The organism is Trinickia violacea (assembly GCF_005280735.1).
GTDB classification, from domain to species: Bacteria; Pseudomonadota; Gammaproteobacteria; order Burkholderiales; family Burkholderiaceae; genus Trinickia_A; species Trinickia_A violacea.
In genome coordinates this window covers 2,069,093-2,095,131 of the sequence record NZ_CP040078.1, presented here as the reverse complement: position 1 = coordinate 2,095,131, position 26,039 = coordinate 2,069,093, and the positions used below count along the sequence as shown (strand labels likewise).

Annotated in this window: 21 protein-coding genes; 9 read left to right on the top strand and 12 right to left on the bottom strand. The window is 64.1% G+C overall.

Annotated elements, in window-relative coordinates:
- The first annotated feature begins 285 nt into the window (after positions 1 to 285).
- From FAZ95_RS31530 to FAZ95_RS31520, 3 genes are read left to right on the top strand one after another with little or no spacing between them, the layout of a single operon-like run.
- Entirely contained in the window at positions 286 to 3,501 is a 3,216-nt protein-coding gene (locus tag FAZ95_RS31530; RefSeq protein ID WP_137336343.1) for an efflux RND transporter permease subunit, read from the top strand.
- 30 nt (positions 3,502 to 3,531) lie between these two features.
- Complete coding sequence (locus FAZ95_RS31525; protein ID WP_137336342.1) at positions 3,532 to 4,821, top strand: efflux RND transporter periplasmic adaptor subunit; 1,290 nt, start codon at positions 3,532 to 3,534, stop codon at positions 4,819 to 4,821.
- A 23-nt stretch (positions 4,822 to 4,844) separates the two neighbouring features.
- A complete protein-coding gene (locus tag FAZ95_RS31520; RefSeq protein WP_137336341.1) occupies positions 4,845 to 6,329 on the top strand; it encodes an efflux transporter outer membrane subunit in 1,485 nt (494 codons plus the stop codon).
- A 542-nt stretch (positions 6,330 to 6,871) separates the two neighbouring features.
- On the opposite strand, the gene FAZ95_RS31510 is transcribed toward FAZ95_RS31520, so the two are convergent.
- From FAZ95_RS31510 to FAZ95_RS31480, 7 genes are all read right to left on the bottom strand, one after another.
- Complete coding sequence (locus FAZ95_RS31510) at positions 6,872 to 7,585, bottom strand: hypothetical protein (RefSeq protein WP_137336339.1); 714 nt, start codon at positions 7,583 to 7,585, stop codon at positions 6,872 to 6,874.
- Complete coding sequence (locus FAZ95_RS31505) at positions 7,582 to 8,196, bottom strand: hypothetical protein (RefSeq protein WP_137336338.1); 615 nt, start codon at positions 8,194 to 8,196, stop codon at positions 7,582 to 7,584. Before FAZ95_RS31505 ends, FAZ95_RS31510 begins: the two co-directional genes overlap by 4 nt.
- On the bottom strand, positions 8,193 to 8,753 hold the full coding sequence (locus FAZ95_RS31500) for a PAAR domain-containing protein (RefSeq protein WP_137336337.1): 561 nt from the start codon (positions 8,751 to 8,753) through the stop codon (positions 8,193 to 8,195). Before FAZ95_RS31500 ends, FAZ95_RS31505 begins: the two co-directional genes overlap by 4 nt.
- A gap of 13 nt (positions 8,754 to 8,766) precedes the next feature.
- Complete coding sequence (locus FAZ95_RS31495) at positions 8,767 to 9,459, bottom strand: PAAR domain-containing protein (protein WP_137336336.1); 693 nt, start codon at positions 9,457 to 9,459, stop codon at positions 8,767 to 8,769.
- Between the two features lie 234 nt (positions 9,460 to 9,693).
- Entirely contained in the window at positions 9,694 to 11,106 is a 1,413-nt protein-coding gene (locus FAZ95_RS31490; protein WP_137336335.1) for a heavy metal sensor histidine kinase, read from the bottom strand.
- On the bottom strand, positions 11,106 to 11,783 hold the full coding sequence (locus FAZ95_RS31485) for a heavy metal response regulator transcription factor (RefSeq protein ID WP_137336334.1): 678 nt from the start codon (positions 11,781 to 11,783) through the stop codon (positions 11,106 to 11,108). Before FAZ95_RS31485 ends, FAZ95_RS31490 begins: the two co-directional genes overlap by 1 nt.
- A gap of 73 nt (positions 11,784 to 11,856) precedes the next feature.
- Positions 11,857 to 12,420, bottom strand: a complete 564-nt coding sequence (locus FAZ95_RS31480) for a TetR/AcrR family transcriptional regulator (protein WP_137336333.1) — start codon at positions 12,418 to 12,420, stop codon at positions 11,857 to 11,859.
- Positions 12,421 to 12,524: 104 nt separating this feature from the next.
- Here FAZ95_RS31480 and FAZ95_RS31475 point away from each other — a divergent pair, with 104 nt between their 5' ends.
- Positions 12,525 to 13,199: a pentapeptide repeat-containing protein gene (locus FAZ95_RS31475; protein ID WP_137336332.1), complete on the top strand. Its 675-nt coding sequence runs from the start codon at positions 12,525 to 12,527 to the stop codon at positions 13,197 to 13,199.
- Positions 13,200 to 13,229: 30 nt separating this feature from the next.
- On the opposite strand, the gene FAZ95_RS31470 is transcribed toward FAZ95_RS31475, so the two are convergent.
- The 5 genes from FAZ95_RS31470 to FAZ95_RS31450 form a co-directional block, all read right to left on the bottom strand.
- The gene (locus FAZ95_RS31470; RefSeq protein ID WP_137336331.1) at positions 13,230 to 13,718 is read right to left on the bottom strand and encodes a GNAT family N-acetyltransferase; all 489 of its coding nucleotides are present in this window, start codon (positions 13,716 to 13,718) and stop codon (positions 13,230 to 13,232) included.
- Between the two features lie 87 nt (positions 13,719 to 13,805).
- Positions 13,806 to 15,215 (bottom strand): MFS transporter, encoded by a 1,410-nt coding sequence (locus FAZ95_RS31465; protein ID WP_137336330.1) that lies wholly within the window; start codon positions 15,213 to 15,215, stop codon positions 13,806 to 13,808.
- 24 nt (positions 15,216 to 15,239) lie between these two features.
- Positions 15,240 to 15,983, bottom strand: a complete 744-nt coding sequence (locus FAZ95_RS31460; protein ID WP_137336329.1) for a type IV pili methyl-accepting chemotaxis transducer N-terminal domain-containing protein — start codon at positions 15,981 to 15,983, stop codon at positions 15,240 to 15,242.
- Positions 15,984 to 16,445: 462 nt separating this feature from the next.
- On the bottom strand, positions 16,446 to 16,901 hold the full coding sequence (locus FAZ95_RS31455; protein WP_137336328.1) for a hypothetical protein: 456 nt from the start codon (positions 16,899 to 16,901) through the stop codon (positions 16,446 to 16,448).
- A 161-nt stretch (positions 16,902 to 17,062) separates the two neighbouring features.
- Positions 17,063 to 17,980, bottom strand: a complete 918-nt coding sequence (locus tag FAZ95_RS31450) for a LysR family transcriptional regulator (RefSeq protein ID WP_137336327.1) — start codon at positions 17,978 to 17,980, stop codon at positions 17,063 to 17,065.
- A gap of 228 nt (positions 17,981 to 18,208) precedes the next feature.
- On the opposite strand from FAZ95_RS31450, the gene FAZ95_RS31445 reads away from it, so the two are divergent.
- From FAZ95_RS31445 to FAZ95_RS31425, 5 genes are all read left to right on the top strand, one after another.
- Positions 18,209 to 19,156, top strand: coding sequence for a hydroxymethylglutaryl-CoA lyase (locus FAZ95_RS31445; RefSeq protein ID WP_137336326.1), 948 nt, complete (start codon positions 18,209 to 18,211; stop codon positions 19,154 to 19,156).
- A gap of 8 nt (positions 19,157 to 19,164) precedes the next feature.
- The gene (locus tag FAZ95_RS31440) at positions 19,165 to 20,313 is read left to right on the top strand and encodes a CaiB/BaiF CoA transferase family protein (protein ID WP_137336325.1); all 1,149 of its coding nucleotides are present in this window, start codon (positions 19,165 to 19,167) and stop codon (positions 20,311 to 20,313) included.
- Positions 20,314 to 20,431: 118 nt separating this feature from the next.
- Positions 20,432 to 21,871, top strand: a complete 1,440-nt coding sequence (locus tag FAZ95_RS31435; protein WP_137336324.1) for an MFS transporter — start codon at positions 20,432 to 20,434, stop codon at positions 21,869 to 21,871.
- Between the two features lie 109 nt (positions 21,872 to 21,980).
- Positions 21,981 to 23,129, top strand: a complete 1,149-nt coding sequence (locus FAZ95_RS31430) for a substrate-binding domain-containing protein (protein WP_137336323.1) — start codon at positions 21,981 to 21,983, stop codon at positions 23,127 to 23,129.
- The gene (locus tag FAZ95_RS31425) at positions 23,126 to 25,951 is read left to right on the top strand and encodes an ATP-binding protein (protein ID WP_137336322.1); all 2,826 of its coding nucleotides are present in this window, start codon (positions 23,126 to 23,128) and stop codon (positions 25,949 to 25,951) included. The genes FAZ95_RS31430 and FAZ95_RS31425 overlap by 4 nt, the downstream gene beginning before the upstream one ends.
- The last annotated feature ends 88 nt before the right edge of the window (positions 25,952 to 26,039 follow it).

Below are 26,039 nucleotides of genomic sequence, written 5' to 3'. Positions count from 1 at the left end.
GGCGGCGCGGGAAGGCTGGGGGATTGGGGGAGCCGGATTGCTCCCCTCACGTCGTTCGGGACGGCCGGATTTCAAACTCCCTGGGCGTTCGAATTCCGGTCGGGGGCGTCGATAACGGAGCGGACCGCGCCTTGCCGCGCCCTGCCGCCTCGCCAGATAACAGACTTGTAATTTTCCGGTCAGTCGCGGGTAAATGCCCGCCAGTCAAACTTTCCGACATGTAAAGCCCCTGCCGCATGCCTTCGCGCCAGGGCGCTGCAAGAAGACTCTCTCCGAGGATTTGTCATGTGGATCGTCAGACTGGCCCTGCGGCGGCCCTATACGTTCATCGTTCTCGCCGTCCTGCTGTTCATCCTCGGGCCGCTTGCGATCATGCGCACGCCGACGGACATTTTTCCGAACATCGACATTCCGGTCGTCAGCATCGTGTGGACGTACAACGGCTTCTCGGCGGAGGACATGGCCCACCGCATCACGTCGAACTACGAACGCGCGCTCACGTCCGACGTCGACGACATCGAGCACATCGAATCGCAATCGCTCAACGGCGTGTCGGTGGTCAAGATCTTTTTCCACCCCGGCGCCGACATCAACCGCGCGATCGCCGAAGCCGCGTCTAACTCCGCTTCGATCCTGCGCGTCCTGCCGCCCGGCACGCTGCCGCCGAACATCATCACGTACAACGCGTCGACCGTGCCGGTGCTGCAGCTCGGGCTCTCGAGCGACTCTCTGCCGGAACAAACGCTCTACGACCTCGGCAACAGCTTCATCCGCACGCAGCTCGCGACCGTGCAAGGCGCCGCGGTGCCGCTGCCTTACGGCGGCAAGATCCGGCAGATCATGGTTCAGCTCGATCCGCGCGCGCTGCAGGCGAAGGGCCTCGCGCCCATCGACGTCGTGAACGCCGTCAACGCGCAAAACCTGATTCTTCCGGGCGGCACCGCGAAGATCGGCTCGAAAGAGTACAACGTCGAGATGAACGGCAGCACGCAGTCGGTCGAGGCGCTCAACAACCTGCCGATCAAGACCGTCAACGGCACGGTCGTCTATGTGCGCGACGTCGCGCACGTGATCGACGGCTACGCGCCGCAAACGAATATCGTGCGCAGCGACGGCAAGCGCGCCGCGCTGCTGACGGTCGAGAAGACCGGCAGCGCATCGACGCTCACGATCATCCAGCAGGTCAAGGCGATGCTGCCGAAGATCGCGGCCGGCCTGCCGCAAGCGCTCAAGATCACGCCGCTGTCCGATCAATCGGTGTTCGTGAAGTCGGCGATTTCGGGCGTCGTGCGCGAGGCGCTGATCGCCGCGTGCCTGACCGCCGCGATGATCCTGCTCTTTCTCGGCAGCTGGCGCGCGACGCTGATCATCGCGGTGTCGATCCCGCTTTCGGTGCTGACCTCGCTGATCGCGCTCTCCGCGCTCGGGCAGACGATCAACATCATGACGCTCGGCGGGCTCGCGCTCGCGGTCGGGATACTGGTCGACGACGCGACCGTCGCAATCGAGAACATCACGCATCACCTCGAAAACGGCGAGCCGCTGCACGACGCGATCCTCAACGGCTCGGGTGAGATCGCCGTGCCGACCTTCGTCTCGACGCTCGCGATCTGTATCGTGTTCGTGCCGATGTTCCTGCTCTCAGGTGTCGCCCGCTATCTGTTCGTGCCGATGGCGGAGGCCGTGGTGTTCGCGATGTGCGCGTCGTACTTCTTCTCGCGCACGCTGATCCCGACGCTCGCGATGTATCTGATGCGCGCGCCGTCCAAGCACGGAAAAGCGAAGAGCGGACGCTTCGGCGCGCTGGTGCGGTTTCAGGCATCGTTCGAGCACCGTTTCGAAGCGTTGAGGAATGGCTACCGCGCCGTGCTGCAACGCGCGATCGCCAGCCGTCGCCGTTTCCTGCCGATCTACCTCGCGCTGTGCCTCGGCTCGCTCGCGCTGATTCCGTTCGCCGGCCGCGACTTCTTTCCTGCTGTCGACACCGGCGAAATCCGACTGCACTTGCGTGCGCCGACCGGCACGCGCATCGAACAAACCGCACGCATCACCGACGAAGTCGAAGCGAAGATCCGCACCGTGATCCCGAAGTCCGAACAGGCCGCCGTGCTCGACAACATTGGCCTGCCGGTGAGCGGCATCAACCTCACCTATGATTCGTCCGCGCCGATCGGCACCGAAGACGCCGACATCATGATCACGCTGAAGCCCGATCACCGCCCGACCGCCGAATACGTCGCGAAGCTGCGCAACGTGCTCGCCGCGTCGTTCCCGGGCGTGACGTTCGCGTTTCTGCCCGCCGACATCGTCAGCCAGATCCTCAACTTCGGTCTGCCCGCGCCGATCGACATCCAGATCGTCGGCAACAAGCTCGCCGAAAATCGCGTGGTCGCCAATCACCTGCTCACGCAATTGCGCGGCGTGCGCGGTCTCGTCGATGCGCGCATTCAGCAGCCGGGCGACGAGCCGACCCTCAACGTCGACGTCGACCGCACCAAGGCGATGCAAGCCGGCCTCACGCAGCACGACGTGGCGCAGAACCTCTTGATCGCGCTCTCCGGCAGCTCGCAGACGACGCCGAACTTCTGGCTCGATCCGAAGAACGGCGTGAGCTATCCGCTGATGGCCGAAGTGCCGCAATACGACATTCATTCGCTGCAGACGCTCGCGAACATTCCGGTGACGACGAACCCGCCCTCGAACGGTTCGCAAAACGTTCCGCAGAATCAGCTCGGCACGCTCGGCACGATGTCGCGCAGCATGCAGCAGGCCGTCGTCTCGCACTACAACGTGCAGCCCGTGCTCGATATCTTCGCGTCGGCGCAGGGACGCGATCTTGGCGGCGTCGCGTCGGACGTGACGCGCCTCGTCGACCAGGCGCGCGCTCAGCTGCCGCCGGGCTCGTCGATCGTGATCCGCGGTCAGGTGCAATCGATGAATCAATCGTTCGAAGGGCTCGGTGCCGGGCTCGTGTTCGCGATCGCGCTCGTCTATCTGCTGATGGTCGTGAATTTCCAGTCGTGGATCGATCCGCTCGTCATCATCTGCGGTCTGCCCGGCTCGCTCGCGGGGATCGCCTGGATGCTGTTCTCGACGCACACGACGCTCTCCGTGCCCGCGCTCACCGGAACCATCCTCTGCATCGGCATCGCGACGGCCAACAGCATCCTGGTCATCAACACAGCGCGCGAGATGTTGAGCAACGGCGTCGAGCCACTCACGGCCGCGCTCGAGGCGGGGTTCAGCCGCTTCCGTCCGGTGCTGATGACCGCGCTCGCCATGCTGATCGGCATGCTGCCGATGGCGCTCGGCCTCGGCGACGGCGGTCAGCAGAACGCGCCGCTCGGCCGCGCGGTGATCGGCGGACTCGCGCTCGGCACGGTCTCCACGCTGCTGTTCGTGCCGGTGGTGTTCGGCCTCGTGCACACGTGGCTCGCGAAACGTCGCGAATCCCTCGAACGTAAAGCCGCCGCTGAAGCCGCCAGCGAACACGCTCAATAACTCGAAAGCCTGGAAGGAATAGGAATCGCCATGACTACGCCCAATGTGCCGTCGAACGATCGCGACGCTACCGCATCGACCGAACGGGTGCCCGTCGCTCGCGCGGGCGTCGATGAGTCGACACCCGCTACCCAATCGCGCCGCCGCCGGTTGATGCTGCCCATCGCCCTCGCCTGCGTGGCCGCCGCCTTGCTCACCATCGGCATCGTGCCGCGCCTTGCGGCGAGCACTGCGCTCACCAAGCAGGTCGAGGCGCAGCGCGAGCCGATGGTTCAGGTCGTCGCGCCGCGCCGCGCGCCCGCCTCGCAGGAATTGCTGCTGCCGGGCGCGGTGACGCCTTACGCCGACGCCTCCATCTACGCGCGCACGAGCGGCTATATCCAGCACTGGTACACGGATATCGGCGCGAAGGTGAAAACCGGTCAGACGCTCGCCGACATCGAAACCCCCGAGCTCGACGCGCAACTCAAGCAGGCGCGTGCCGACGAAGCTGCCGCGCAGGCGAACTACGACTACGCGGCGAGCACCGCAAAGCGCTGGCAGACGATGCTGCAAACGCAGTCCGTCTCGCAGCAGGACGCCGAGACGAAAACCAGCGACATGCAGGCGAAGCAAGCCGCGCTCGAAGCGGCGCAGGCGAACGTCGCGCGATTGACCGAGCTCGTGTCATACGAGAAGGTCACCGCGCCGTTCGACGGCGTCATCACGACGCGCAACGTCGACGTCGGCGCGCTCGTTACCGCGGGCGGCTCGCCGGGGCTCGCGGGCAATCCGGGCGAACTCTTTCATATCGAGCAGACCGACAAGCTGCGGATCTTCGTGAACGTGCCGCAGGACGACGCGGCCTACGTCACGTCCGGCACCCAGGTCTATCTGACGACCCAGCAATATCCCAGCCGCGAGTTCCCGGCGACGGTCGCGCGCAGCGCCGATGCGATCGATCCCGTGAGCCGGACGCTGCGCGTCGAGATCGACGTCGACAACCGCGACGGCGCGCTGATGCCCGGCGCCTACGCCCAGGCGCATCTCGCGCTGCAAACGACACATCCCGCGCTCGATCTGCCCGTCAGCGCTTTGCTGTTCCGGCCTAACGGCGTGACGGTGGCGGTGGTCGGCAGCGACAACAAGGTGCAGTTGAAGCAAGTCACGATCGGCCGCGATTTCGGCACCTATGTCGAAGTCGCGACGGGTGTGGCCGAAGGCGATCGCGTCATCGACAATCCGGGCGACGCGATCGTCGCCGGTGAGGCGGTGCGCATTGCATCGACGACGGCGGCTGAGCCTGCGTCCGGGTCTGCGTCTGCAGGCAAGCAAGGCTGAGCGCCGCGCGAAGGAGAACCACGATGCGTATCCTGTCCGCTCCCCTCGCCCGCACGACGGCTGTCATCGGCCTCGTCTGCGCCTTGACCACCCTGTCCGCTTGCTCGACGCTGCCGCCCTACACGAAGCCCGAGGTCGCCGTGCCCGATCACTACGCGAACGCGCCGCAAGCGTCGGCGGGCTGGTCGGTCGCCACGCCTGCCGACGATCACCCGCGCGGCCCGTGGTGGACGCTGTTCGACGATCCGGAACTGAACCGCCTCGAAGCGCAGATCGACATCTCGAACCAGTCGGTCAAGAAGGCCGTCGCGCAACTGCAGGCCGCGCGCGCGATGGTCGACTATCAGCACGCCGGCTACTCGCCGACCGTGACGGCCGGCATCGCCCAATCGCGCACGCGCCTTTCACAGAACGTTCTCGGGCATTCGCTCGCGGGCCACACCGTGCCCGACTACGACGTGGGTGTCGCCGCAAGCTGGGAGCCCGATCTGTTCGGGCGCGTCAAGGACGCGACCGTCAACGCGCGCGACACCGCGCAAGCAACCGAAGCGGACCTGCAATCGGTGCGCCTGTCGATGGCCAGCGATCTCGCTACCGACTACTTCGACCTGCGCTCGCTCGACATCCAGAAGAAGCTGCTCGACGACACCGTCGCCGCCTACGCAGCGTCGCTCGAGATCGTGCAGCACCAATTCGCTGCGGGCGGGATCGACGAGTCGGCCGTCGCCGAAGCGCAGACGCAACTCGAAAGCACGCGCACGCAGGACACGGATATCGATGTCCAGCGCGCGCAGTTGCAACACGCGATCGCGACGCTGATCGGCGTGCCGGCGTCATCATTCACGCTGCCTGCAAGCACAGCCTCTGTCACGCTGCCGCAGATTCCCGCCGGACTGCCTTCGCAATTGCTCGAACGGCGCCCCGACATCGCCGCCGCCGAGCGCCGAGTCGCAGCGGCCAACGCGCAGATTGGCGAAGCGCATGCGGCGTTTTATCCCGACTTGACGCTGTCGGCGTCGGCCGGGCTCGAAAGCACGTTCTTCGCGCCATGGCTCACCGCGCCAAGCCTGTTCTGGTCGATCGGTTCGCAACTCGCGGGCACGCTGTTCGACGGCGGCCGCCGCGAGGCGACGCTCAAAGGCGCGACCGCGCAATACGACGGCACCGTCGCCGATTATCGTCAGACCGTGCTCGTCGCATTTCAACAGGTCGAAGACAACTTGTCGGCGCTGCAAACGCTCGCGAGCGAAGCCGATACGCAGCAGCGTGCGACCGCCGCCGCGCAGCAGGCGCTGCAGCTCACGATGAACCGCTATCAGGCGGGCGCCGTGAGCTATCTCGACGTGGTCACCTCGCAGACGACCGCGCTCGCCAACGAGCGGACTTCCGATCAGATCGAGGCACGGAGAATCGATGCGAGTGTGGGGTTGTTGAAGGCGCTGGGGGGTGGGTGGCAGGGACTCACCAGCCACGCGGCTTCTGGCCAAGCTCGCGCAAGCGCCTCTTGAGCCGGTGGTTCTCGACGAACAACAACACGATGGCGAGCACAAGGCCCGCTGAGAAGTACCACTGCCCTGCGTAGTGGAGCATGGCCCACGCCAATCCGGCTGCAACGATTGCGGTTGCGATGAGTGTGGCTTTGTCGGCGAGCCATTTCATGCATGAGCCCCCAAGCGTGCGCGTTCTGCATAAACGCGCCGATACGGGTTCGGTTGCAGGATCTCAGGAAGGTACAACATGACAAGCTCCACTTCGCGCGGCAGTGCCAAGCCATGCCGTAAAGCCCAGGAATGCACGGCCTGCAAAGCTTGGATTCCGTTGGTGCAAACCATCGCCTCATCTGCCGCAACCATCAGGCTGCCAACATCAGCGGATAGAATCCGATGGATGCTCTCCGAGGAAGGTAGCTGTAACGACTTGCATTTGAAATCAGTTGGACTTGCAATCGACGCGGTTTCCCGCTCGAAATAACTGCAACTGACGGACCTCAGACCGGTAGCCCAGCACCGGCTCTGGAAGCAAGCCGACGTGAGCGATGATGGTCGGCCGCTTAGTCCTCGTCCTGAACCGAAAATTGAAACGGGATCTCTGGATGCGTAAATCTAAGCCGGAGTTGGTTTGGAGCCGGGACAGAGACAAAGTGCTGATTCTCAAACGAGTAGTACGACACTAGCAAGCCAATGCGGGATTCTTGTGCATCATCGAACACGTAACTGTTCTTCGGAAAGGCAAGCTTGCCGTCCTTCGTCGCCACTACGGCCCGACATGACGAAAGCAAACTTGGTAGATGTAGAAACGTCGGCTTGCTAGCTAGAGGGTTCACCAAAAGAAATATTTGCTGGTGTCGGTCAGCTTCTCCGGAACCACTGCCGTACCCTTCCACACACAGAAGAGGAGGACGACTGTTCGTTCCTGCTGTAAGAAACACGTTAGCGTTGCCCGGATAAATGTCTATTACATGCTCATTCGGAAACGTCGTTGCGTGCGCGAAGCGGTAGGTTTTGCCGTTGATCGTTATGCGATTCTCTGCAACCTCGATTCGCACAATCTTACTGTCCAGAGTGGATCGCAGCTCCGTATAACTACCCTGCTCACCGGAATCTGAATAGAGATGGAGAGGCCCGGCAGGTTGCTTGATCGGGTTACCGAACACCGCACCCGGCCGGGCGGCGTAGAACGCGTCGTAGCTGTCGTAAGATCGGGCGGCATTTGCACTGCTCGATAGGGCGGTCAATGCCGCCATCAGCATCACTGCGGATTTCATCGGTATGCCTTTCCTCCACTGGCTTTCAGGTAATCAGGGTTGTGCAGCCAAAATACTGTACTACCGTGCGCGGCCGTCGAAACCCATACCGAATTGTAGCGGCCACGTTCACCGCCATCGACGATTTTCCCTGTCTTCTTGTTACGGACCTTCCATCGAACAATGACTTCGCGCCGTTTCTCCAGCACGCCGAAAATGTTGTCGGATGCGGAGCCCCATTCGAACCCATCGCGCACCTTGGGATGGTTCGCATAATTGGTCTTGAAGTCGAGTCCGTCCCACCAAAATGCACCGTTCGACGGATCCGGCCCATCGCCAGCCAATGCCTTCTGGGCCCAATCGACAGCCAGCTTCATCCCCGGATTCAGCCCAATTTCACTATCAGGGGTGCGCATCAATTTGTTAAACCTAGCGTTGGAGCCATCCCATGCATATGAATAGTTCGGGTCTGCATCGCGCAACTCGGATAGTGCCTTTCCACCCCATGCTCGACACCGATTTGCCACTGCAAACGCAATACCCCCGATCTCCTGCGGGTCGTTCGCCGTGGATGCTTCCCCGTAAGCGATCGCGGCAAGCAATCGTACGTCTTGGCTGATTGCGCCGCTCATCGCACATCCCCTTCACGCCACGCCACGAAGGCCAGATTCGGATGTTCCTTCATCGAGAACGCGCGCGTTCTCCCGCCGGATAACGTCGCGTCGTAGACGAGAGATTGACCGCTGCTGGATAGCTTATAGGTCATCCCTTCGATAGGAGCCTCGGTTTTTGCGTCGACAATCTCGAAATAATGCTCGAGATCCTCGTCTGCGTCCTCTGTCGCCGGCCGCCGTGAACTGGCGTAAGGAGCGACCAGTGCAGCTGCCTCCTCGGCAGTAAACGTCATCGACATGCCACGCTCGGCATAGAAGATCGGGGGCGGATTGCATCGGCAGACGTTGATATCACCGCTCAGTGCCCAGGGCATGCCGTTTGGTCCCGTGCCGGGCCAGCGCGGCCCTTTCGGCGCGATGAACCCCTCTTGCCTGCAGGCTGTGCAATAGGTTTTCATGCAAAGCGTGGCGATATTCACCCTTGGAGGCGGGTTCGAACAGGTCACACTGTCGAGACCTTCGGTAATCACCGCGCTTCCGGCGCGGTCGCCCCGCGCGAGGAAATAGCGAATCATACGTTCCTCCGCATCAGTCGCTCACGGTCGAACGCTTCACGACAACGAACACGGTGGATGAGGCCGTGCCGTCCCGCTCGGGGCTATCGGTGATGGTGTCGCCGTTGTCCAGTTCACTACCGACGAACGCCTTCGGGACGTAATCATGATTGTCAGCCAGACCCAGTCCACTTACGATCCGGGCGGTTGTGCCGTCCGGGTAGTGAATCAGGTCACCGATGACAGCCGCCTTACCCAAGGCAACGCTTACCTCCCATGTGCCCGACGGCTCGCGCAAGACGCCCCCGCGCGCGGTAGTCGCGCCGCGTACCGCCAACCGGTAGCGCGGCGGCGCCGGCGGCGGCAAATATGCCGGATCGAAAAGCCCTTTGACGCCCGTGGCGTCAGATACATCGATCCCCCAGGAATTCTGAAGAGTCTCCACGATTCGATCGCCGTTGCTGAGACCACTCCCGACCAGAGCGATGGACTTGCCGTTATCGACAGCGTATTCGCCCGCCCCGTCAGTAATGGCGGCTTCGCTGCCATCTTCATAGGTCACCACGTCACCAACGCGCGCAACGGTGAGGCCTGCAACCGTCAAGCCACTTGTCGCTTTCGTGATGCGGCCGCCATACTCTGTCAGCGCCCCGATGGTCGCAAACAAATGCTTCAATTTGGTAACGGAATCGGGCTGAACGTCTTTTTCTTCTGCAATGCGTGGCATAGCCAAAGCTCCTAGCGATGATTGTTGATTCCAACAAACGATGGTTTGATGAATGCCGATTGCCTGAACGCGCGACATCATCAATAAGTTATGCGAAACGCATCAAATATTCGCTTCCATCTATCAAGCTTCGACTATACCAAACTTCAATCGGACAACTGATGATTGTTAAATTAATTGACAATCTGCTCGTGTCGATTGCAGGTCGCTCCGGCTAAGGAAGTTTCGGGGCAGCTAGCGCGGAAACGTCAGAATGAACCGCGTGCTTACCGCATCGCTCTCGGCATGCGCACGGCCGCAATGCAGCTCCATGATGGTCCGCACGATCGCAAGCCCGAGCCCCGTCGACCCAGCCGAATTCGCCTCGAGCTTGCGCGACGGATCGACGCGATAGAAGCGGTCGAAAATGCGCTCCAGCAACTCAGGCGGGATCGGCGTGCCTTGATTGGCGACCGTCACGCGCACGGCATCCGGCGCCTCTTCGACCACCAGCGTGATGTCGCCGCCGCGCGGCGTATAACGCAGCGCATTCGCGAGCAAATTGCTGACCGCGCGCCGGAACAGCTCCGCATCGGCGCGAAGCCGCGCGCCGCCCGTCACGCGCAACTGCACGCCGGCGTCGTCGGCAAGCCCTTCGAAGTAGTCGGCGATATGCGCCAGCTCCTTCGCCACATCGAGCTCGCCGAGCCGCGCCGCAAACTGCGGATGCTCCGCCCGCGCGAGAAACAGCACGCTCTCGATCATGCGCGAAATGCGGTCGCACTCTTCGAGGTTCGACGCGAGCGCCGCCTGATATTCATCGACGGAGCGCGGCCGCGCGAGCACGACTTCCGTCGCGCCGCGCAGGTTGCCGAGCGGCGTGCGCATATCGTGCGCGAGATCCGCCGTGTATTGCGAGAGGCGCTGAAAACCGTCATGCAACCGGTTGAGCATCCGGTTCAGCGAGGCGACCAGCGCCTCGAGCTCGCTCGGCACGTCGTCGGCTTCGATGCGTGTGCTGAGCCGATCGACAGTCACGGTCCCCGCCTTTCTCGCGATCTCGCGCAGCGGCCGCAACGATTCGCGCACGAGCATCCAGCTCATCAGGAACGCGAGCAGCACGCCGGCGAATCCCACCCAGTAGAGCCGGTCGCGATAGTAGTCGAGCAGCAGCCAGCGGTCGGTCATGTTGCGCGCGATGATCAGCGTGACCGGCGTGCCGTCGCGCAGCACGGCGTCGGTGGCGAGGCCGCGCACCGGCACGCCCTGGGACGTGTGCCACTCTAGGATGTCGCTTTCCGTGATCCGCTGCGTGGCGCCGACGCGCCGCGACAGCGCGGGCGAAGGCGTCGAAGGATCGGCGATGCTCTCGGTGTTGTGATCGACGAGCACGCGCCGGTCGGCGTCGCGTATCTGCATCGAGAGTGCCGTGTTGCCGAGCACCTGGCTCGTCAGGCGATCAGCGTGATCGCGCAAATCGTCGAGCGTGCCGAGCTCTTCTGCGAGGCGCCGCGTATGGCGCGAGATCAGCACGATGTCGAGATCGTCCTGCTGCTTGACCTCACGGTCCAGCGCGAAGTATAGCACGCTGCCCACGAGCGCGAACACGGCCAGCGTCGTGCCGGCGAAGGCCAGTGCGAGCGTGGCGGTCAGCGAGCGCGACGCCATCAATCGGCCTCTTTGGCTTCGATCACGTAGCCAACGCCTCGCACCGTCTGAATCAGCTTGACCGGATAATCGTCGTCGATCTTCGCGCGCAAGCGGCGGATCGCCACTTCGACCACATTGGTGTCGCTGTCGAAATTCATGTCCCAGACGTAGGACGCGATCTGCGTGCGGCTCAGCACCTCGCCTTGACGGCGCACGAGCAGTTGCAGCAACGCGAATTCGCGCGGCGTGAGATCGATGCGCGTCGAGCCGCGCCGCACGCGCCGCCGGTTGACGTCGATCTCGAGATCCCCCACTTTGAGCAGCTCGCTTTCTCTCGGCGGTCCGCGGCGCGCAAGCGTGCGTACCCGGGCGAGCAGTTCGACGAAGGCAAACGGCTTGACAAGGTAATCGTCGGCGCCGAGTTCGAGGCCGTGCACGCGGTCGGCCACGTCGTCGCGGGCGGTCAGGAACAGCACCGGAGTCGTGCGGGTCGCGCGCAACGTCTTGAGCACTGCCCAGCCGTCCATCGTGGGCAGCATGACGTCGAGGACGATGACGTCGTAATTCTCCTCCTGCGCGAGGATCAGGCCTTCGGCGCCGTCGGTCGCCACATCGACGTGATAGCCCGATTCTTCCAGACCTTTCTTGAGGTAGGCCCCTGTCTTCGGCTCGTCTTCGATGACCAGAATGCGCATCTGTTGCTCCGCCAGCGGTTGGATCGATAGCTCGATTCTAAGCGCAACGCGGCTCGCTCGCGGCGCTGCGTCACTATTCGCAAAGAGCCAATAGCGCGTTCAACAGCGCTTTCTTGCGAGTCTTGCCGATCGCGTAGGTATCGAGCATCTGCGAATACCAGAACCCGTCCGACGCCAGCCGGCAAAGCAGCAGACGGTTTGCGGCGTCCTTGCCCGGCCCGTCCGCCTTGATCGCGGCTTGGACGAATTCGCTCCAGCGCTCGCGGCATGGCGGCCAAGTCAGCGCGAGCGACGCGATCGCACGCTGCATGCGAACTTGCTCCGGATCGTTGCCGCTGTCGAAGCCGAGCCGCACGTAAGCGCGCGCGTGCTTGCCGGGCGTATCGGGCTCGGCAAGCAGCGCCAGCTCATAGCGGGTCTGGAAGTCGTCGAGAACCTGATCGCAGAGCGCGTCGAGCAACGCTTGCTTGCTGCGAAAGTGATGCTGCAGCCCGCCTTTGGTGACGCCGGCCCGCCTGGAGACCGCGTCGAGCGTGACAGCATGGGGGCCTTCGTCGACGAGGATTTGCAGCGTGACGGCGAGCAGTTCCTTACGCACAAGCTCGGGCTGCTTTTGTCGGCGGTGAGCGTTTGTCATGGATCAAACCATCCGGATGGAATGTTTCGGATTATAATTTCGCCTCTTCCGGACCGCAAACGCGAAGCATCATGTTTTTGTTTTCTCGCTCACGAACCGACCCTATGCCTATCACCGATCAAACTTTGAACCGCGCCGACCTCGTTGCATTGCTCGACGAGAGCCCCGCTCCGATCGAATTCGAGGGCTGCGTTTTCGACGGCGAGGATTTGTCCGACCTGACCTTGCGCGATTGCACGTTCTTGCGATGCTCGGCGGCGGAAACGTCCTTTCGGCGAGCCAAGCTCGACAACACCCGCTGGCTGGGCTGCAAGGCCCGCAGCATCGACTTCGGCGCCGCGCACCTCACCGACGCACGGTTCAAAGATTCCGATTTCAACAACTCGTCGTGGGCGCGCGCGAAGCTGGCGTCGTCGATGTTCGAAGGGGTGAAGCTGACAGGGGCCGTGTTTACCGGGATATCCGCGTTGGGCCTCGAGTTCTCCGATTCGCTCTTGGTCGGCGCCGATATGCGGGGCTTTTCGTTCCGGAAGCAGCGGCTCGTGAAGCTCGATTTCTCGGGCGCGGATTTGAGCGGTTGCGATTTCCGCGAGGTGGTTTTCGAAGGCGGGAGCCTGCGCGAAGCGCACTTGGTGGACGCGAGATTCGATGGAGCCGATCTACGCGAAGTGGAACTCGGCACGCTCAAAATCCGGACTGCGCCGATTTTCAAGCGCGCGACGATTTCCTACGCGCAGGCGGCGCTGCTTGCGAACGACTTGGGGATCCTGGTGGCTTGATCGTGTGCGATCCTGCTTGCCGCGAGCCCTCTACGTTCGGTTCGATCGCCACGCCACCAGATCCAATTCCAAGTACTGGGTGCCTGATATGGGATTGAACACATAGCTCGGTATCGGTCGGAATCCCATCGCAGCGTATAGCGCTTGCGCTTCTGTCATCGTTGGCAAGGTGTCCAGTCTGATGCGTCGATATCCCGATTCATTGGCAATCTCGCAGATCGATTCCGCAAGACGCCTTCCAAGCCCGCGCCCTCTCCCCTGCGGACGCACATAAAGGCGCTTCATCTCGCACGTCGCCGAGTCGATGGGACGCATCGCCACGCACCCGATTTCACGTCCTTGCTCGCACGCGAGCAGCAGCCGGCCGTCTGGCGCAGAATATTTGCCCGGCAGGTTCGCTAGCTCTTCTTCGAAGTTCTGAAAGCGGAGGTCGATGCCCAAGCTCTCGGCGTATTCGCGGAAAATGGCGCGCACTGCCTCGACGTGTTCCGGAAAGGCCGCTTCTCGAATCGTGACCATGGGTGCTTCTCGACGATAAAGAAGCCAGTGTAGCGCTCGGCGGGCAAGGCCGTCGCACGGCCCGCCCGCCCTGCCCCGCACTTTCCACTACGCCTCGCTATCCACTCGCAATGCGGCGGCTGGTATGGCATTCGGCGCTTCCACGACCGCGAGACTTTCCTTCGGCAACGCCCATTCGAGCCAGCGCGTGCGATGCACGACAACCAGAGCGAACGCCACCGCCGACAATCCGCCGAACGTCGCAAACCCCATCTGATAGCTGCCCGTGCTTTCCTTCGCGATGCCCATGATCACCGGCAGATAAAACCCGCCGATGCCGCCCGCCGCACCGACGATGCCCGACATCAAGCCCGTCTTGCCGGCCCAGCGCTGCGGTACGAGCTGGAACGTCGCGCCATTGCCGAGACCGAACAGCAGATACGTGACGACAAGCAGCGCGATCCCGGCGGGCAGCGGGGGCATCCAAGCGGCGAACGCGAAGTCGCACGCGGAGATACCGGCCAGCAGCAGCACGAGCGCACGCACGCCGGAGATGCGGTCGGCGATGAGGCCGCCGATCGGCCGCACCAACGCACCGATGAACGCCAGCAGGGACATGAAGAGCCCCGCTTCGAGCTTCGGCAGCTGATAGAGCGAGATCAAAAGCGTCGTCACATACGACGACATCCCGACAAAGCCGCCAAACGTGATGCTGTACACGAGCATCACAACCCAGGTATCCCCTTCGACGAGCACGCTGCGATAGCGCTGCGGCAACACGGCGATCGCGAGCAGCGCACCGAGCACCGGCAGCAGCAGCACACCGGTCTTGCCCGCGCCGAACACGCCCGCATGCACGGCGAGCACGAGCGCGACGAGCCCTGCCAACGTCACGCAGAAACTGCCTAGCGCACGTGGCGCGTTGCCCGATTTGACGCCGAGATCCTTCGCCCAGAAAAACAGCGCCGTCGCCGCGAGTGCGAGCAGCGGCAGCGACGCGCCCGCCGCTTTCGCCCAGCCGAATTGATCGGCGAGACCCGGGAACATGAAACCGTCGAGCACCGCGCCGATGTTCCCCGCTGCCGCGAGCCCGAGCACGAGCCCCTGAACCTTGGGCGGATAGTTGCTGCCGGCCATCGGCAGCGCGACCGCGAAGCTGGCGCCGCCGACACCGAGGAACACGCCCAGCACGAGCAGCAACGTATACGACGGCGCAGCCGGCAACAACAGCAGCACGACCGAAGGCACGGCCGAGAGCAATACGCCGAACAGCGCCACGCGCCGACCGTCGTAAGCCTGATACAGATTGCCGAGCGTCACGCGCAGAATGGCCGCGCCGAGCACCGGAACGGCGACGAGAAAGCCCTGCTCGGCCGGCGTCATCGCAATGTCCTTGTGGATGAACGGCGCGAGCGGCCCGAACATCACCCACACGGTGAAACCGGTATCGAAGTACAGAAAGCATGCAAGCAACGCACGCCAGTTACCGCTCTTGAGCGAATTCAACAGGTTTGTCATCGGTCTCTCACACAGTGGCGAAGGCTATTGATACGCGCGGCCGGCATTGGCTTGCCGGCTTTGCGGGACGGTGTTGCGTTGGGTGGGAATGCCGGGGGCTTGCCGGGTATCACGGGATTCGCGCGTATCGACCACGCTATGGATCAGTTGATCCATCTCCTTGATGATGTCGGCGAGCACCGTCGTGATCACGGCGAACTCGCGTCCGAACTGGCCCGCGCGCGCCGCCGCGATCCGTGCGTTGAGCGCAACGATGTTGGCTTGCATCGAGATGCTGCCCAACTGCTCGGCGATCTCGGCCTGGCGCTTCTTCGCCGCCGTTTCGATACCGTGCATTTCCTTCTGGTACGCGAGCGTGATTTGCTGCAGCAGTTCGAGCAGCGGCGTGGCCTGCATCACAAGCGCGTCGACCTGTTCATCGCTTGCGGCGGCGCCCGATTCGAGGCTCGCGATCGCATCGGCGGTGCGGGCGATGAACCGGCGGATCAGGTCGTCGGCGCACGCCGTGCCGAAATAGAGCTGTTTCAGCGCGTCTGAAAACACGCCCGGCAAGCGCGCGTTGCCGCTCACCAGATCGGTGTGCGTCGCCGCAAACGTCGCTAGGCAGGTCTTGACGACATCGAGCGCCGCGCTGTCCCCGCGCGATGCGAGCAGCACGTGCAGCACGATGCGCTGCGAAAGCATCCGCTGCCGGCCCGATAGGTTGATGAGCTCGCCGATCACTTCTCCGGAAACGGCGTCGTGGTTGATAGGGGTTCGTCCTTTCATGGCGTGATGTGCTTAGCGGATGATTCGGGACCGTCGAGCGGAGTGCGCGGCACCCCGTCGACGGCGCAAAAAAAAACGTCCCGAAGCGATGCCGCGCGGATCGGTTGTGCGATCAGCGTGAAAGTCGCTTCGGGACGCCGTTGCCCCGTAGCCGCTCGCGAGAGCGGTGGACGAATGTGTGAATGTTTCAAGGCCGCCGTTGGCCTTGCGGTGACCTTACGCAATAGCCGTGCCATCACGCGTGCGCTTAGGCTGGGCGAGCGACGGCGGCAAGAACGGGCTAAACAGCGGGGGCTAAAAAGACGTGGGCGGTGCGCGGAGTGTGCAGCGGATGCACTTCGATGACGCAGCGCACCATGATCGCGCGCACTCGGCGGCGATCATGGCGCTGACCGGAAGAACTCGATCCTGCCCCCGGCTGACGCGAAGGCAGAAACAAGGCGCCGATTCGCCTGTGCCGGCTCAGCTTCCGGAAGTCACCTTGCCGGTGATGGTGTCGACGAAGATGTATTGCCCCGAGCCGCTAAGCCCGAAGATGAACAGCGGATTCTGACGCACCGGCCCGAGCGGATTGCGCAGCGTCACGGTGTTATACGGCCCCTTGAAGCCGGCCGCTTCTTTGAGCTGATTGGCCTTGTCGAGATCCATTTCGATCGGCCACGGAATCACGACATCTTCGAGCCACGGCTCCGGATACAGCACCGGCGGCCCGAATTCGCCATAGCCGGTCTCTTTGATGATGACCGTCGTGTTGTGCACGTTCTGAAAGACGACACGCATCTGATTGATCTCGGCGGGATGCGTGGTCGGTCCTCCTAGCGCCACGCCGTCCGCCTCGTAGAGCTTCGCTTGCGGAAACTTCTCCGTGACGATGCGCACCGCGATGTTGACCCGTCCGTTGAAACTGAGAATAGCCATTCCTGGTCTCCTGTCAGTGGTCGTGGGGTCCCGCACGGAACCCCAATCCATGCTAGTCACGCGATGCTCGATCCACTACCTCGCAAAGTTGACGGGTCATGAGCCAGGCGGGTGAATGCCGTGATGAAGGCGCCGTGAGATATCACTTCGCGCGTAGGCGCTTATTCGATATTCGCGGCCTCTTTCGCGCATTCGGCGAGATGATTGACCATGCGCTGCGCCGCCGGCTGCAGCGCATCGAAGTCTTTGAAGCAGACGATGAAGCGCCGCGCCGCCCAACGGTCCGTGAGCGGAATCACTTTGACGTTGAGCAGGCGCTTGTACGTCTCGCCGACAACGGCCGGCACCACGCTGATGCCCAGATTCGCGGCGACCACGCGAAATGCGGCGTCGAAGTTCGACACGATCGCGCGATAGCTCACCGTGCGCCCGTTCCGCGCGGCCGCGTGCTGCAGCATCGTGTGGACCGCGGTGGCGGGCGGCAGCCCGACGTGCTCGTGATCGAGCGTCTGCTCGAAGGTGAGCGACTTGCGGCTCGCAAGCGGATGGTCAGGATGGACCGCGAGCGCCAAGCGATCCTGCCGGTACGGGCGCGACTGCAGCCCTTCGATATCGGCGTTGTCCCAGCACACGCCGATCGAGGCCGCCCCTTCGCGCAAGCGGCGCACGAGATCGAGCGACAGCCGTTCCTCGACGTTCACGCGGATATTCTCGTGCGCGGGCATCCGCATGAACGACGCGATGTCGTCCAACAGCGCTTCCGCGATCGCCGATGCCGACGCGCACACGCTCACGCTGCCCCTGAGCCCGCTGCCGTACGCGGCGACGTCGCTTGCGATGCGGTCCATCGTGAACAGCACGCTCTTGGCGTGCTCGACGAGCGCGACGCCGGCCGGCGTCGGCTGCACGCCGCGGCGCGTGCGAACGAGAAGCGGCACGCCGAGGTCGTGCTCCAATTGCGCGATGCGCTTGCTGATCGCGGACGGCTCGATGTGCTCCTCCGCGGCTGCGCGCGCCATGTTCCGGTGCTCGCAGACCGACACCAGCAGCCGCAGTGTTTTCAGATGGATGTCGCGCATCGATGCCTCCTGTCGACCAGAGTTGGCGCTTTAGCGCCTTACTCTGGTCTCATGCCGGAGTTGATCCAAGTTAGCGCTTCAGCGCTTACTTGGGGCCTTCGGCGCGTGTGAGTTTCCTATTCGGAATGGCAACCGTTCCGAAATACCTCTTTATGTACCGGACGGAATGCCTAAAGTTAGCACAGCGCCAGCGGAGACACGACTGGCGGATAACCGCGAGACAACCCCATGCCCCTCTTCCCCGCCAGCGTCGTGATCCGCGAAGTCGGCTTGCGCGACGGCCTGCAAAGCATCGAGACAATTCTCCCGACGCCGCAAAAAATCGAATGGATCGCCGACGCCTATGCCGCCGGCCAGCGCGAAATCGAGGTCGGCTCGTTCGTGCCTGCCCGGCTCTTGCCGCAGCTGGCCGATACGGCGGAACTCGTCGCCTACGCGAAGACCCTGCCCGGCCTCGTCGTCTCGGTACTCGTGCCGAATCTGAAAGGCGCCGAACGCGCGATCGAATCGCAGGCGGATGTCTTGCTCGTGCCGCTGTCGGCTAGCCGCGCCCATAGCCTCGCGAATCTGCGCAAGACACCGGACGAAGTCGTGGCCGAAGTGGCGCGCATCCGCGCCGCGCGCGATGCCGCCGGCTCGAAGACCTTGATCGAAGGCGGGATCGGCACCGCGTTCGGCTGCACGATCCAAGGCGCGGTCGAGCCACGCGAAGTGCTGCGCTGCATGCAGGCCCTGCTCGACGCAGGCGCCGATCGCGTGAGCCTCGCCGATACGGTCGGCTACGCGAATCCCGCCGCCGTGCGCGACTTGTTCGAGAAGGCGCGCCGCATCGCGGGCGACAGGCTCTGGTGCGGCCACTTCCACGACACGCGCGGCCTCGCGCTCGCCAATGTCTACGCCGCGCTCGGCACCGGCATCGCGCGCTTCGACGCGACGCTCGCGGGCATCGGCGGCTGTCCGCATGCGCCGGGCGCGAGCGGCAACGCGTCGAGCGAAGACCTCGCCTTCATGCTGGCCGACATGGGCATCGAGACCGGCATCGATATCGAGCGGCTGCTCGCACTGCGCGCCAAGGTCGCGCAGTGGCTCGTGAACGAGACGCTGCACGGCACCCTGTGGCTCGCCGGCCTGCCCAAGACCTTCCCGGCCCGATCGATCCGCACGCTCACCCTTTGAGGTTCCGTATGAACACCCCCACCCGGCTTCCACTCGAAGGCGTTCGCGTCATCGAATTCACTCACATGGTCATGGGCCCGACGTGCGGCATGATCCTCGCCGATCTCGGCGCCGAAGTGATCAAGATCGAGCCGCCCGGCGGCGACAAGACCCGCAACCTGCCCGGTCTCGGCATCGGTTTTTTCCGGACCTTCAACCGCAACAAGAAGAGCGTCGTGCTCGACATCGACACGCCGGAAGGACATGCGACCGCGGTCGACTTGATCGGCCAATGCGACGTGATGCTCGAAAATTTCCGGCCGGGCTTGATGACGAAGCTCGGGCTCGACTACGAGACGCTTTCGAAGCGCTATCCGCGGCTCATCTACGTCTCGCACAAGGGCTTTCTGCCCGGCCCCTACGAGCATCGCCTCGCGCTCGACGAAGTCGTGCAGATGATGGGCGGCTTGTCATACATGACGGGGCCGGTGGGACGGCCGCTCCGCGCAGGCACGTCGGTCAACGACATCATGGGCGGCATGTTCGGCGCGATCGGCGTGCTCGCCGCGCTGCGCGAACGCGATGCCACCGGGCGCGGCCAGGAAGTGCAAAGCGCGCTGTTCGAGAACTGCGTGTTCCTGTCCGCGCAGCACATGCAGCAGTACGCGATGACGCACGAAGCGCCGCCGCCGATGCCCGCGCGCGTCTCGGCATGGAGCGTGTACGACGTGTTCACGCTGGCGGGCGGCGAGCAGCTGTTCATCGGCGCCGTCAGCGACAAGCAGTTCGTCACGCTGTGCAACGTGCTGAAGCGGCCGGACCTCGCAGCCGAGCCGCAATTCACGAGCAACGCGCTGCGCGTGGCGGTACGCCCTGAATTGCTCGCGCGCCTTGGCGAGATCCTGAAAGACCATCGCGCCGACGAGCTCGCGCTGAAGCTCGAAGCCGCCGGTATTCCCTACGCGCCGATCGTGCGCCCCGACCAGCTTTTCGAGGACCCGCATTTGAAGGCCAGCGGCGGGCTCGCGCCGATGCAAACCGACGACGGCGGCATGACCGAAGTCGTGCTCCTGCCTTTGCTGATGGACGGACGCCGCCCCGGTGTGCGCCAGCCGTTGGCACGAGCCGGCGAGCACACGGACGAAGTACTGGGACGCCTCAAGCGCCATGACGCTTGATTGATCACCCAGGGCCATGATCGCCGCATGGCCCCTCGCGAATTCCCATCCGTCAGGCATCCTCAATAACACTTGCCTACGAAACCATCGACAGCATTGCATGAGATAGGAGACAGTCATGCAGCGTACCGCCACCGCGGACACCTCCCCCTTTGCCTCAAGCCCGGTCCCGCCCTTCGCTCGCGCGGCAGCGGCACTCTCCGCGCGCATGGATCGCATTCCCGCCACGCGCTATCTGTGGCTGCTCGTGCTACTGATCTCGCTCGGCGGCTTTTTCGAGGTCTACGACTTGATCTTCACCGGCTATATCGCGCCGGGCATGGCCAAGAGCGGCATGCTGAGGACCACCACCTCGGCGTTTTTCGGCTTGCAGGGCATCGCCGGCTTCATCGCGGCGACCTTCGCCGGCTTGTTCGCCGGCACCTTTTGCTTCGGCTGGCTGCCGGACCGCTACGGACGCCGCACAGTCTTCACGTTCTCGCTCATCTGGTATTCCGTGGGCTCGGCGATCATGGCGTTCCAGCACACGCCCGAGGGCCTCGTGCTGTGGCGCTTCATCACCGGCATCGGAGTCGGCATCGAAATCGTGACGATCGACAGCTACGTCACCGAGCTCGTGCCGCAACACATGCGCGGCCGCGCAATGGCGTTCAACCAGATGGTGATGTTCGCTGCGGCGCCGGTTGCCGCGATTCTTTCGTATTGGCTCGTTCCCACCACGCTCTTCGGCATCGACGGCTGGCGCTGCGTCGTGCTGGCGGGCTCGGCCGGCGCGGTGCTGGTCTGGTTCATTCGCCGTGCGGTGCCGGAAAGCCCGAGATGGCTTGCGATGCACGGTCGTGTCGAGCAAGGCGAGCGCGTCGTGCAGACGATGGAAGCCCGCGCCGAGCAGCAGCTCGGTCAAGCGCTGCCGCCGCCATTGCCGGCCGTGGCGTTGCCGCCGCATCGCCGCGCGTCGCTGGCAGAGCTGTGGCAGCCGCCTTATCGATCGCGGCTCATCATGTTGGTGGTCTTCAACTTCTGCCAGGCGATCGGCTATTACGGCTTCGCCAACTGGGTGCCGACACTCCTGATCGGTCAGGGCATCACGGTGTCCAAGAGCCTGCTCTATTCGTCTGCCATCGCGATCGCACTGCCTGTCGGTCCGCTCTTGGCCATGCTTTATGCCGACAAAGTCCAGCGCAAATGGCTGATCGTCGTCTCGGCATTGGCGGTGGTGATGTTCGGGCTGCTCTTCGGGCAGGTGAAAACGGTCGTGCCGCTGATCACGCTCGGCGTGCTGATCAGCCTCGCCGGTCAGACGATCTCCGTCTGTTACCACGCCTATCAAGCCGAACTCTTTCCAACCGCCATACGCTGCCGCGCCAACGGCATCGTCTACTCGGCGAGCCGGGTGGGCGCGATGATGTCCGGCTTCGTCATTGCGTCCCTGTTGCGCGACTTTGGGGTAACGGGCGTGTTTACGGGCATCACGGTTTGCATGCTCGCGGTGGTGGTGGCGATCGGCGGGTTTGGGCCGAAAACGAATGGGGTGCGGCTGGAGGAGCTGTGTCGTTGAGCGGCCGTTGGGGTATACCATCTTGTCCGCAAGGCCGCCCTGCGGGCAGCATTTGAGTTTCATCTCCAATGACGGCCAATCGGCCGCGACGGGGCCCTCGGGGAACAACATGAAGGGCTTGCTTCCGGCATGCGTATGGGCATGCATATGCGCGTGCCTGCCCTCCGTTGGCGCGGCGCAGGGTTCATCGACCGCGCCCGTGCCCGCGGCCTCGGTCGCCGCGGCGGGTCATTTCCTGGCCGAAGCCAAGCAGATCGTCAACGCCGCCGAGCAACCGGCCGCGCCCTGGAACGGGCCGCGCAAGGGGCCGCGCGCCCAGCCCGGCAAACACATCGCCATCGTCGCCGAGGACTTGCGCAACGGCGGCATCGTCGGCGTGGTCGACGGTGTGCTGGAGGCGGCCAAGGTCATCGGCTGGAGCGTGAAGATCTTCGACGACGGCGGCGCGCCGAACCTGCAGCTGAAGATGCTGGCGGCTGCGCTCGCCAGCCGCCCGGACGGGCTGATCATCGTCGGAAGCGACGCGCACGCCCTGCTGCCCGGGCTGGAGCCCTTCGCCGAAGCGCGCATTCCGATCGTCGGCTGGCATGTCGCGTCCCGGGCCGGGCCGGTGCCCGGCACCCCGGTGGCGATGAACGTGTCGACCGATCCGCTCGAGGTCGCGCGCGTGACCGCCCTGGCGGCCATCGTGCAGTCCGACGGGCATGCGAGAGCCATCATCTTCACCGACTCCAAATACCACATCGCGCAGGACAAGGCGGACGCCATGGCCGCCGTCGTGCGCGCCTGCAGCGGCTGCACCTTGCTCGAAATGTGCAATGTGCCGATCTCGCGCAGCGAGGAACGGATGCCGGGCACGACCCGCGCCTTGCTCGCGCGCTATGGCAGCCGCTGGACGTATGCGCTCGCGATCAACGACATCTACTTCGACTACGCCGCCCCGGTGCTGACCCAGGCCGGCTGGCCGAACACGGCCATGACCATGCTGTCGGCCGGCGACGGCAGCGAATCGGCTTTTCTGCGCATCCGCTCCGGCACGTTCCAGACGGGCACCGTGGCGGAACCGCTGAATCTGCACGGCTGGCAGCTGGTCGACGAGCTGAACCGGCTCTTCGCCGGGGAAAGCGTCACGGGCTACGTGTTTCCGGTGCATCTCGTGACGGCGGAGAACATTGGCGCGGACGGCGGCGATCGTTTGCTCTACGATCCCGCCAACGGCTATCGCGACATCTATCGCCGCATCTGGCAACGCCCGTGAAACTACCGCTCCCCCAATCGCTCACCGCGCAATTCACGCTCGTGGTCGCCTGCCTGGCGGCTCTGGTGGTCGCGGTCGGGGCCACGACGCTCTATTCGCTGGCCGGCTCGGCTCACGCGATCCGCCAGTTGGCCGACGAGCGGCTCGCGCGCTTGGAGGAGGCGCAGGACCTGGCGCAGCGTACGCTGCTGATCGAGCGCCTGGCGCTGCAGCTGTCGAATGACTATACCGTCGACGCCGTGCGCGAGACCTATCGGCATGTCATCGAGCAGCTGGCCAGCTTCGACAGCCTGGTGGACCGCCTGGCCTCGGCGACCGCGAGCGAAGACGTCGGCGTCGACGCGCTGGCGATCCATCGGTCGAGCCAGCGCTTCCGCAACACGGTCAACGTCGTGGCACAGCTGCGCGAAAACGCGCTGGCCGCCGGCGCCGCGCCGGCGCCCACGCCGCGTTCCGGCGTGTCGTTGGCGAGCCTCGAGGACGATCTGCGCCGCCAAGCCGACGCCCTGACCGCCGCGGCACACCAGCAGTCGGACTATTTCACGCGCGACTACCGCCAAGCGGTCCAGGACCTGGCCGAACACTCGGACCGCACGAGCGCGTGGGTCGGCGCCGAAGTGGCGATGAGCCTGCTGCTCGCCTGGCTGATCGCCCGCGTATTCCTCGGCCGTCATGTCGTGGAACGGTTGGACCGGGTCAGCCACGCGCTGCGGCACGGCGAAGCCGGGGACGGCCCATCCGGCGTCCCCGTGCACGGCGGCGACGAAATTGCCGACATGGCGCGCGCCGTCGAGCAGTTCCTCGAAGACCGGCGCCAGCGCAGGCAGGCCGAGGACGCATTGAAGGCGCTCAACGCCGAACTCGAGGCGCGCGTCGCGCAGCGCACGGCCGAGCTCAGCACCGCGCTCGACGGCCTGACGGCCGAGATCGCCGAACGACAGCGTGCCGAAGCGGCCGCGCGAGCCAGCGAGCATTTCCTGGACAGCATCGTCGAGAACATCCCGGACATGATCTTCGTGAAGGATGCGGCGACGCTGCACTACGTGCGCTTCAACAAGGCCGGAGAGCAGCTGCTCGGTTATCAGCGCGAGGAACTCATCGGCAAGTCCGATCGCGAGCTGTTTCCGCCCGACGAGGCCGCTTTCTTCGTACTGAAGGATCGTGCCGTGTTCGAATCGCGCCAGATGGTCGACGTGCCGGAGGAGACGGTTCATACGCGTCACGGGCCGCGACTCGTGCACACGATGAAGATGCCGATCCTCGACGTGCGCGGCGAACCGCGCTTCCTGCTCGGCATCTCGCGCGACATCACGGATCACAAGCATGCCGAAGAGGAACTGCGGCGCTATCGCGAGCACCTCGAAGACATGATCCGCGAACGGACGGCCGAACTGGCCGTCGCCAAAGAGCATGCCGACGCGGCCAACCGCGCCAAGAGCGACTTTCTCGCGCACATGAGCCACGAGTTGCGCACGCCGTTGAACGGGATTCTGGGCTACGCGCAGATCCTCAAGTGCGACAAGGGCCTCGATCAGCGCCAGACCGACGGGATCATGGTGATCCAGCGCAGCGGCGAACACCTGCTCGCGATCATCAATGACATCCTGGACATGGCCAAAATCGAGGCCGGCAAAGTGGAGCTCCACCTCTCCGACATTGCGCTCGACCGCTTCATCGACTTCCTTGCCGATACGATCCGGGTGAAGGCATTGGAAAAGGGCTTGGCCTTCGCTTGCGAGATGGCGCCCGATCTGCCCGTCGGCGTGCGGGTCGACGAACAACGGCTGCGCCAGGTGCTGCTCAATCTGCTCTCCAATGCGATCAAATTCACCGAGGAAGGCAGCGTGCATCTGCGCGTCGGTTTCCTGCCGCCCGGGCGGCTGCGCTTCGACGTGCGGGACACCGGCATCGGCATCGAAGAGACGCGCCTGGAGACGATCTTCCAGCCTTTCGAGCAAGCGAGCGACATGCGGCACCGGTTCGGCGGGACGGGGCTGGGCCTCGCCATCAGCCGGCAGCTCGTGCGCTTGATGGGCGGCGAGATCCGCGTCGAGAGCCGCCGCGGCGCCGGCAGCCTCTTCTGGTTCGAGCTCGAGGTTCCGGTGGTGGCGCCTCCGCCGATTGTCGCTCCGCCCGAATGGACGGTCAGCGGCTACAAGGGGCCGCGCAAGACCATCCTGGTCGTGGACGACGTGGCGGAGAACCGTGCCGTGGCGGTCGATATGCTCGGCCCCCTCGGCTTCCTGATGGCTCAGGCCAGCAACGGGCTGGAAGCCTTGGAGAAGGTCAAAGCGCTGCGGCCGGCGCTCGTCCTGATGGATGTCGTCATGCCCTGCATGGACGGGATCGAAGCCACGCGCCGCCTGCGCGACATGCCGCAGTTTCGGGATCTGGCCATTATTGCCGTCTCTGCCGGCGCCTCGGGGAGCGATGCGGCGAAAAGCCTGGCGGCCGGCGCCGACGCCTTTCTGACCAAGCCGATCGACCTCAGCGGATTGTTGTCGCACATCGCGCGGCTTCTGAATATCGAGTGGTCTGACGAAACCGCTGACGCGCAAGCCGTGGAAATGGACTCCGCGGCTGCGCCCGCCGCCGACCTTTTCACCGGGACCTTGATCGCGCCGCCGCCGGATGAGATCGAAGCGCTGCACCACCTGGCGCGGCTCGGCGACATGCGCGCCATTCTCCAACACGCCGCGCGCCTGTCCGAACTCGATGAGCGCTATCGTCCTTTCGCCGACCATCTTTGCCAGCTGGCGAAGGATTACCGGTCCAAGGCGATCCTCAGCTTTGTGAAGCGATATTTGGCTGTGGTTCGATGAACTCGCGAGCTAGCTTGCGCGCGGCGTTTGCGAACATCACGCGGTCGCGATGGGCGGGACGGGATTGTTGTGCAACTTTGAATTCCCG